Source organism: Cellulosimicrobium sp. I38E, assembly GCF_001647255.1.
GTDB classification, from domain to species: Bacteria; Actinomycetota; Actinomycetes; order Actinomycetales; family Cellulomonadaceae; genus Cellulosimicrobium; species Cellulosimicrobium cellulans_E.
This window is the reverse complement of record NZ_LUAZ01000025.1, coordinates 63,015-71,468: the sequence shown is the minus strand read 5'-3', so window position 1 is coordinate 71,468 and position 8,454 is coordinate 63,015. Positions and strand designations below refer to the sequence as shown.

Genomic DNA, 8,454 nt, shown 5'->3' with positions numbered 1-8,454 from the left:
ACTTGAGCCACCGGGTGACGGTGCCCTCGGTGACGGACTCGCCGAGCCCGCCCCCGCCCAGCAGGCCGCTCCCGCGCCGCAGTCCTCCGGGGACGGCGAGGAGATCAAGCTTCCCGCGCTCGGCGAGTCCGTCACCGAGGGCACCGTCACCCGGTGGCTCAAGTCGGTCGGCGACACCGTCGAGGTCGACGAGCCGCTGCTGGAGGTCTCGACCGACAAGGTCGACACCGAGGTCCCCTCGCCCGTGGCGGGCACCGTCCAGCAGATCCTCGTCCAGGAGGACGAGACGGTCGAGGTCGGCACCGTGCTCGCGATCGTCGGCTCGGGCGCCGCCCCGGCCGCGGCCCCCGCGGCCCCGGCCGAGCAGCCCGCGCAGGAGGCCCCGACGCAGGAATCCGCTCCGGCCGAGGTGCCGACCGAGGCGCGCACGCCCGCGAGCGAGGCGGACGTCCCCGCCCAGGCCGCGCAGGAGGAGACGCCCGCCCCGGCGACGAGCGCCCCCGCTCCCGCCGCCGAGAAGCCGGCCGCGCCGTCGGCCCCGGGCGCGACCCCGGCCCCGGCCGCCAAGGCCGGTGGCACCTACCTCACGCCGCTCGTGCGCAAGCTCGCGGCGGACAAGGGCGTCGACCTGTCGACCCTGACGGGCACGGGCGTCGGCGGCCGCATCCGCAAGGAGGACGTCCTCGAGGCCGCCCGCAAGGCCGAGGAGGCCAAGGCCGCCCCGGCAGCTGCTCCCGCGGCACCCGCGGCCGGTGGTGCTCCGAAGAAGGCCTCCGTCCCGGCCGTCTCGCCGCTGCGCGGCACGACGGAGAAGACGAGCCGCCTGCGCAAGCTCGTCGCGAGCCGCATGGTCGAGGCGCTGACCACCCAGGCCCAGCTCACGACCGCGGTCGAGGTCGACGTGACGCGCGTCGCCGCGCTGCGCAACCGCGCCAAGGCCGACTTCAAGGCTCGCGAGGGTGCCAACCTCACGTTCCTGCCGTTCTTCACGCTCGCCGCGGTCGAGGCGCTCAAGGCCTACCCGAAGATCAACGCGACCTTCGCCGAGGACGAGATCACCTACCACGGCCAGGAGAACGTCGGCATCGCGGTCGACACCGAGCGCGGCCTCGTCGTCCCGGTGATCAAGGACGCGGGCGACCTCAACCTCGCCGGCATCGCCCGCAAGATCTCCGACCTCGGCTCGCGCACGCGCGCCAACAAGGTCGGGCCGGACGAGCTCGCGGGCGGGACGTTCACGATCACCAACACCGGCTCGGGCGGCGCCGTCTTCGACACGCCGATCGTCCCGGTCGGCCAGGTGGCGATCCTCGGCACGGGGACCATCACCAAGCGCGCGGTCGTCGTGACGGACGCGGACGGGAACGACACGATCGGCATCCGTTCGACGTGCTTCATCTTCCTGTCCTACGACCACCGCCTGGTCGACGGTGCGGACGCCGCGCGCTTCCTCACCACGATCAAGAACCGCATCGAGGAGGGCGCGTTCGAGGCCGAGGTCGGCCTCTGACACGCCGCTTCCCCTGAGGCACCGCCGAGAGGCCTCGACCGTCGTGGTCGAGGCCTCTCGGCGTCCTCGTGGCAGGACCGACGTCGGGCCTGCGGGAGAAGATCCCCGCCGCGGGTGCGCAGGGCAGTCGCGGCCCCGTAGCGTGGTCCCATGGACATCGTCGTGGCGGGCTCGCACGGATTCATCGGTGCCGAGCTGCTCGAGCGGCTGCGCGAGGACGGCCACCACGTGCGCCGGCTCGTCCGTCGCGCCCCGCAGACCTCCGACGAGCACGAGTGGGACCCCGACGCGGGCAGCCTGGACCCCCGCGTGCTCGAGGGCGCCGACGCCGTCGTGAACCTCGCCGGCGCGGGGATCGGCGACCACCGCTGGACCACGGAGTACAAGCGCACCCTGGTCACGTCCCGGACCCGGACCACCGGCCTCCTGGCGCGGACCATGGCCGGTCTCGACGCGCCGCCGCCCGTCTGGGTCCAGGGCTCCGCCATCGGCTACTACGGTGACCGGGGCGCGCAGGTGCTCACCGAGACGTCGGCGTCGGGCGACGGCTTCCTCGCCCGCCTCGTCCGGGAGTGGGAGGCAGCGACGGCGCCCGCCGAGCAGGCGGGCGTCCGCGTGGTGCACGCCCGGACGGGCATCGTGCTCTCGTCCGAGGGCGGCGCCCTCGGCAGGCTCCTGCCGCTGCTGCGCCTCGGCGTGGGCGGTCGGCTCGGCCCCGGCACGCAGTACTGGAGCTGGATCACGCTGCGCGACGAGGTCGACGCGCTGCGCCACCTGCTCACCGCCCCCGTGCACGGCCCGGTCAACCTCTGCGCCCCGCACCCGGCGACGAACGCGGAGATCACGCGTGCGCTCGCGCGAGAGCTCCACCGCCCGGCCGCGCTGGCGGTCCCGTCCGTCGCGCTGCGCGTCGTGCTCGGCGAGCTGGCGTCGGACATCCTCGGCTCGCAGCGTGCCCTCCCGAGCGTCCTCGAGGCGAGCGGCTTCACCTTCGCCGACCCCCTCCTCGCCGACGCCGCGCGCCGGGTCGCGGAGCGCCGCTGACGCCTGCTCCGACGCTGTCCCGCGCCGAGCCGAGCTAGCGACGGTACGTGTCACCGCACCTCGGCGACGCGCCACCCGTCGTCGGTCCACCGGAGCACGAGCACGACGGTGGTCCGCGGCGTCGCGGGCACGTGCAGCTCGCCGTCGTCCGTGCGCTGCCGGTGCGCGCTGACGGCGTAGTCCACCTCGACGACCGCGTCGGTGGGAGTCGCCCCCGCCGGCGCGGGCGACCAGTCCTCGCCGAGCCGGGCGTCGAAGACCTCCGCCCGCGCGTCGAGCACGTCCACGCCGTCGAGCTCCTCGAGCACCGCGGCGTCGCGCGCCTCCGCCGACGAGCCCGCGACCACGACGGACGACAGGTCGCCCGTGCCCTCGGTGAGCAGCGCGAGGCGGAGCGCGGTGAGCGCGCGTGCGGCGCCGGCGGGGTCGCCGGGATCGAGCACCGCGTCGAGGTCGAGCACCGCGTCGGCGTCCCCGTCCGGCTCGACCGCGGCGGTCGCCGCGCTCGGCACCGGGTCATCGGCGTCGGGCGGCGTCGTGCGGGACGGACCGAGGAGGACCAGCAGCACCACGAGCACAGCGCACCCGACGAGGATCCCCCCGCTCGTGGCGACCGCCCGGACGGTCCGCCGCCGCCGGGCCCGAGCACCCCGGCCGCCGGTCCTGGTCCCGCCACGCACGCCGCCACCGCCGGCCGTCGACCCCCCGACGCCGGGTCGCACGGTCCGCCGTCCGCCGAACGCACCCGCGACGAGACGCGCGGCGTCGGGCATCACGACCGGACGCGGCTCCACGGCGTCGTAGCAGCGCGCGGCGAAGGTCCCCGCGGCCGGGCGGGCAGAGGGCTCGTCGCGCAGCGCGACCGCGAGCTCGGCGTGCAGCGCCGCGAGATCACGCGCCTCCTCCGGGTCGGCGTTCGCCTGGTAGGACGGATGGCTCGACGCCGGAGGCGGCACGAGGTCGAGCACGAGCCGCGCCAGGTCGCGGACGTCGTCGGCGGGCGCACCGCTCGAGGGCGTCAAGGGCGGACGCAGCACCGCACGACCGCTCGACGCCACGACGACGCACGCCGCGTCCAGGCTCCCGTGGGCACGGCCGTCACGATGGAGCGCGGCCAGGCCCTGCGCGACCGGGACCAGCACCGTGACCGCCTCGGCGGCCCGGAACGGCTCCCGGGCCGCGGCGAGCTCGTCGAGGCGCAGCCCGTCGACGTGGTCGGTGAGGACCACGAGCGACGACTCCCCTGCCTCGACGACACCACGCACCGCCACGAGGTGCTCGTGGTCCTCGGAGAGCGCGTGCAGGTGCTCGACCAGCGCGGCACGAAGCCCCGGTCCCTCGGGGACGTCCAGCCGCGCGACCTCGCACACGGTCCCGGCGTCGTCGTACGCCACCACACCGCCCGGCGCCCCGGGCTCCCGCCGTACCGGCCACCCCGCGGCACCCAGCACCGGCACGAGGTCCACGACGGTCTCCACGGGCGTTCGCGGCTGGCGCGACGTCGACGACGGCATGACTCATCTCACCGCACGGAGAACCCCGACGCGCCGTTGTCCACAGGCCGGATCGCGGTCGGCCCGCCGAGGGAGAACCCGGGTTGGCCGAGCTTGAACCGTGGTTCGTCGGACGCCGTCGCGCACAGGAACCACGGTCCTCCCTCGCGCGACCACGGTTCTACCTCGACCGAGCAGGGCTCCGCCCGCGCGCGGTCAGACGTCGAGGAGGCGACCCTCGCGGGCGCTGCGGCGGGCGGCGTCGAGGACCTCTGCGGTGCGGACGGCGTCGTGCGGGTCGACGGGGACGGGGCCCCCGTCGAGGATCCAGGCCGCGACGGCACGGTAGAAGTCGGCGTGACCGCCCGGGGCCTGCGCGACGGGCTCGCGCTCGCGCCCGCGCGTGACCCAGCCGAGCGTGCCCACGGGCGCGGCGTCGTCGAAGACCTCGAACGGCGAGGCGTCGTTCTCGAACGTCGTGACGACGTACGCGCCGGCGGTGCCGAGCACGCGCGTGCGTGGCCCCGGGGCGCCGACGACGGAGCCGGCCCAGAGGCGGCTCACGACCGCGTTCCCGTCGGCGTCGGGCTCGTGGTGGAGCACGAGGAACACGTCGTCCTCGGTCGGGGTGGTGTGCGAGCGCAGCTCGGCCCACACGCCGGTGACGCGCCCGAAGAGCTGGGTCGCGGAGTCGACGAGGTGCGGCCCGAGGTCGAGGAGCAGGCCGCCCCCGACGAGGTCGTTCTCCTTCCAGCGCTGCTGCGGCACGGGGCGCCACCGCTCCCACCGGCGCTCGAACGTGTGCACGCGACCGATCTCGCCGCGGTCGAGCACGGAGCGCAGGGTGAGCTGCTCGGGGTCCCAGCGACGGTTCTGGAAGACGGTGAGGGGCGTGCCGGCCTCCTCGGCGACGGCGACGACGGCGCGGGACGCCGCGGCGCCGAGCGCGAGCGGCTTGTCGACGACGACCGGCACGCCGGCCCGGGCGAGCGCGGTGGCGTGGTCGGCGTGCAGGGCGGACGGGCTCGCGACGACCACGACGTCGTAGGCTGTCCGGTCGGCGAGGAGCGCGTCGAGGTCGTCGTGCAGGTGCACGTCGGGCCAGTCCTCGGCCGCGGCGGCGCGGCGCTCGGGCGACCGGACGACGACCGCCGTGACGACGTGCCCGGCCTCGCGGACGAGGCGCGCGTGGATGCCGCGTCCCGCTCCCCCGTACCCGACGATCCCGACCCTGAGCGTGCGTGCGGCGGTGTCCATGCCGCCCAATCTAGCCGCGACCGGAGCCGTCCTGCGGAGTGGTCCGAGCACTCTCCGCGACCTGGCAGAATGTGCGCGTTGGTCCGGTATGGAGCGCTGCGTACCGTCTCGCGCGGGTCGGGCCGAGAATCGGTTTCGGGAAGGTCGTCCCTTGAGCACCACGAGCCGTCGCGTCCCTCGTCGGAGCGTCCTGCGCTACGTCCTGATCGCGCTGGCGGTCGCCATCGTGGTCGCGAACGTCATCAACCAGCAGTCGGTCGCCGCCGACGACGAGCCGGACCCCGCCCCGGGCACCGCGCTCGAGGCGCTGGCGCGGCTCGAGGTCAAGGGCCCGGGCCCGGACACGGGCTACGAGCGAGAGCTCTTCGGACCCGCGTGGGCGGACGTCGACGGCAACGGGTGCGACACCCGCAACGACATCCTCGCCCGCGACCTCACCGACCTCACCTTCTCGACGCGGGGCGAGGTCTGCGAGGTGCGGACGGGGACGTTCCAGGACCCGTACACGGGCGAGACCATCGACTTCCGCCGCGGCAACGCGACGAGCATGGCCGTCCAGATCGACCACGTGGTCCCGCTGATGGACGCGTGGCGCAAGGGCGCGCGCGCCTGGGACGACGAGACGCGCCGGCAGTTCGCCAACGACCCCCTCAACCTGCTCGCGTCCGACGGCCCCGCGAACCAGTCCAAGGGCGCGCGCGACGCGTCGGCGTGGCTGCCCCCGAACCACGCGTTCCGCTGCCCCTACGTGGCGCGGCAGATCGCGGTGAAGACCGCCTACGAGCTCGCGGTCACGCCGTCGGAGTCCGAGGCGATGGCGCGCGTGCTCGAGGACTGCCCCTCCGAGCCCGTCCCCGCGGGCTGACCCGGCCCCCGGTCGGTGCGCCCGAGGGCGCTCGGCCACCAGGCCCGACGACCGACGTCGTGCACGAGCGCGGGCACCAGCAGCGACCGCACGACGAGCGTGTCGACGAGGACGCCGAACGCGACGATGAACGCGAGCTGGGCGAGGAACAGCAGCGGGATGATGCCGAGCGCGGCGAACGTCGTCGCGAGGACGACGCCCGCGGACGTGATGACCGACCCGGTGACCGCGAGGCCGCGCAGCACACCGCGCCGCGTCCCGACCCGCAGGCTCTCCTCCCGCACGCGCGTCATGAGGAAGATCGAGTAGTCGACCCCGAGCGCGACGAGGAAGCAGAACGCGTAGAGCGGCACGGCCGGGTCGGCGCCCGGGAAGTCGAGCACGTGGTTGAAGACGATCGCGGCGACGCCGAGCGCGGCGCCGAACGACAGCACGTTGGCGAGCATGAGCAGGACCGGCGCGACGATCGACCGCAGCAGCAGGACGAGGATGAGCAGGATCACGGCGAGGACGACCGGCACGATGATCCGCAGGTCGCGCTGGCCCGCGAGCTGGGTGTCGAGGCGCTCGGCGGCCGCGCCGCCGACGACGGCCTCGGGCGAGACGTCGTGCACGGCGTCGCGGAGCGCCGAGACCGTCTCGACGGCCTCCTGGCTGTCGGACGGCGCGTCCGTGGTGACGTCGACGCGCACCTGCCCGTCGACCACGACCGGGTCGCCCTGCGCGGGCGCGCCGGGGGCGACGGCGGGCTGGTCCGTGACGGGGGTCGCCGCGGCGACGCCCTCCGTGCCCTCGGCCGCCGCGACGACCGCGTCGAGGTCCGCCTCCGGCGCGATGACGGTCGCGGGCTGGGCGGAGACCCCCTCGAAGTGCTCGGTGAGCGCCTCCTCGCCGGCGACGGAGTCGACGTCCGCGAGGAACACCTCCGAGTCGCCGGTGCCCTCGGCGTCGAGCGTCGGGACGAACGCCGCGCACGCGGCGAGCACGAGCGCCGTGACGACCCACACGCGCCGGTCGTGCCGTCCGACGAAGCTCGCGACGCGCGACCACACGCCGTGCCCCTCGACGCTCACCGCGTCGTCGCTCTCGGCGGTCGCGGGCTGCGCGTCCGCCGCGCCGCCGTCGTGCTCCGCGTGCGCGCCCTCGTAGCGGGGCATGCGCGGCCAGAAGAGCCCGCGCGAACGCTGCCCGGCGACGAGCAGGAGGGCCGGCAGGAGCGTGAGCGCGGCGACGAACGCCGCGGTGATGCCGATCGCGGCGACCGGACCCAGGCTGCGGTTCGACGACAGGTCGGACAGCAGGAGGCACAGCAGGCCCGCGATCACCGTCCCGGCACTCGCCGCGATCGGCTCGACGGACGCGCGCACGGCGCGGCGCAGCGCCGTCGTGGTCGAGCGGACGAGGCGCAGCTCTTCCCGGTACCGCGCGACGACGAGCAACGAGTAGTCGACGGCGGCGCCGACGACGAGGATCGAGAGGATGCCCTGCGACTGCCCGTTGAGCGTCAGGATGTCGGCCGCGGCGAGGTGGTAGACGACGAGGCCCGCCAGCGTGAGCGCGAGCACGGCCGTGAGGATGACGAGGAACGGCAGGATCGGCGACCGGTAGACGATCGCGAGGATCACGAGCACGGCGCCGAGCGCGACGAGCAGGAGGACGGTGTCGATCCCGCCGAACGCGGTGACGAGGTCGGCCACGAACCCGGCAGGACCGGTGACCCACACCTCGAGAGAGGTGCCCGCGAGCCCGCCCTCGGACGCGTCCGCGGCGGCGAGGTCGCGCAGCGCGCCGACCGCGAGCTCGCTCACGCTGTCCTCGTCGGCGCCGATCCGGTCGGACGCCACGGACGCGTCGAGCGAGACGACGACGAGCGCGGCCTCGCCGTCCTCGGACGGCACGACGACGGGGTCGGCGACGGAGACGTCGCCCACGGTCGCGGGCTCGTCGCCCGACGTGCCCTCGAGCGGCGCACCTGGCACGGCCTGCGCGTAGGCGTCGAGCGCGGCGAGGTCGTCGGGCGTCAGGGCGCTGCCGTCCCCCGTGGTCGCGACGACGAGCGCGGGGAGCGTCTCGGAGTCCGTGAACTCCTGCGCGACCTCGGCGGCGCGCGTCGACTCCGCGCTCGCGGGGAGGAACGCCGCGGCGTCGTTGGTCTGCACGCTGCTCAGCTGACCCTGCGCCTGGCCGCCCAGTGCGCCGATCGCCATCCACAGACCGATGACTGCGACAATGATCAGTCCGCGGAGGAACCCGCCCGTCCGATTGCTCAGCATGCTGAGGAATGG

Annotated in this window: 6 protein-coding genes; 3 read left to right on the top strand and 3 right to left on the bottom strand. The window is 75.1% G+C overall.

The annotated features are described in order from the left end of the window. On the top strand, positions 1-1,510 hold a 1,510-nt coding region (sucB, locus tag A0J59_RS09255), incomplete at its 5' end, for a 2-oxoglutarate dehydrogenase, E2 component, dihydrolipoamide succinyltransferase (protein WP_064315912.1). Positions 1,511-1,660: 150 nt separating this feature from the next. Further along, positions 1,661-2,554, top strand: a complete 894-nt coding sequence (locus A0J59_RS09250; protein WP_047233932.1) for a TIGR01777 family oxidoreductase — start codon at positions 1,661-1,663, stop codon at positions 2,552-2,554. 50 nt (positions 2,555-2,604) lie between these two features. Here A0J59_RS09250 and A0J59_RS09245 read toward each other — a convergent pair whose 3' ends face one another. Beyond that, positions 2,605-4,068, bottom strand: a complete 1,464-nt coding sequence (locus A0J59_RS09245) for a hypothetical protein (protein WP_220084459.1) — start codon at positions 4,066-4,068, stop codon at positions 2,605-2,607. A gap of 195 nt (positions 4,069-4,263) precedes the next feature. Next, entirely contained in the window at positions 4,264-5,304 is a 1,041-nt protein-coding gene (locus A0J59_RS09240; protein WP_047233934.1) for a Gfo/Idh/MocA family protein, read from the bottom strand. 151 nt (positions 5,305-5,455) lie between these two features. Between A0J59_RS09240 and A0J59_RS09235 the strand changes: the two genes are divergently transcribed. Continuing rightward, positions 5,456-6,169 (top strand): HNH endonuclease family protein, encoded by a 714-nt coding sequence (locus A0J59_RS09235; protein ID WP_047233935.1) that lies wholly within the window; start codon positions 5,456-5,458, stop codon positions 6,167-6,169. On the opposite strand, the gene A0J59_RS09230 is transcribed toward A0J59_RS09235, so the two are convergent. Further along, entirely contained in the window at positions 6,082-8,442 is a 2,361-nt protein-coding gene (locus A0J59_RS09230; protein ID WP_064315910.1) for an MMPL family transporter, read from the bottom strand. The genes A0J59_RS09235 and A0J59_RS09230 overlap by 88 nt on opposite strands. Between the last annotated feature and the right edge of the window lie 12 nt (positions 8,443-8,454).

What these genes read in the sequence shown, in the direction of transcription:
- A0J59_RS09230 (WP_064315910.1), bottom strand. Translation starts at nt 8,442, where the DNA reads ATGCTGAGCAATCGGACGGGCGGGTTCCTCCGCGGACTGATCATTGTC.
- A0J59_RS09250 (WP_047233932.1), top strand. Translation starts at nt 1,661, where the DNA reads ATGGACATCGTCGTGGCGGGCTCGCACGGATTCATCGGTGCCGAGCTG.
- A0J59_RS09245 (WP_220084459.1), bottom strand. Translation starts at nt 4,068, where the DNA reads ATGCCGTCGTCGACGTCGCGCCAGCCGCGAACGCCCGTGGAGACCGTC.
- A0J59_RS09240 (WP_047233934.1), bottom strand. Translation starts at nt 5,304, where the DNA reads ATGGACACCGCCGCACGCACGCTCAGGGTCGGGATCGTCGGGTACGGG.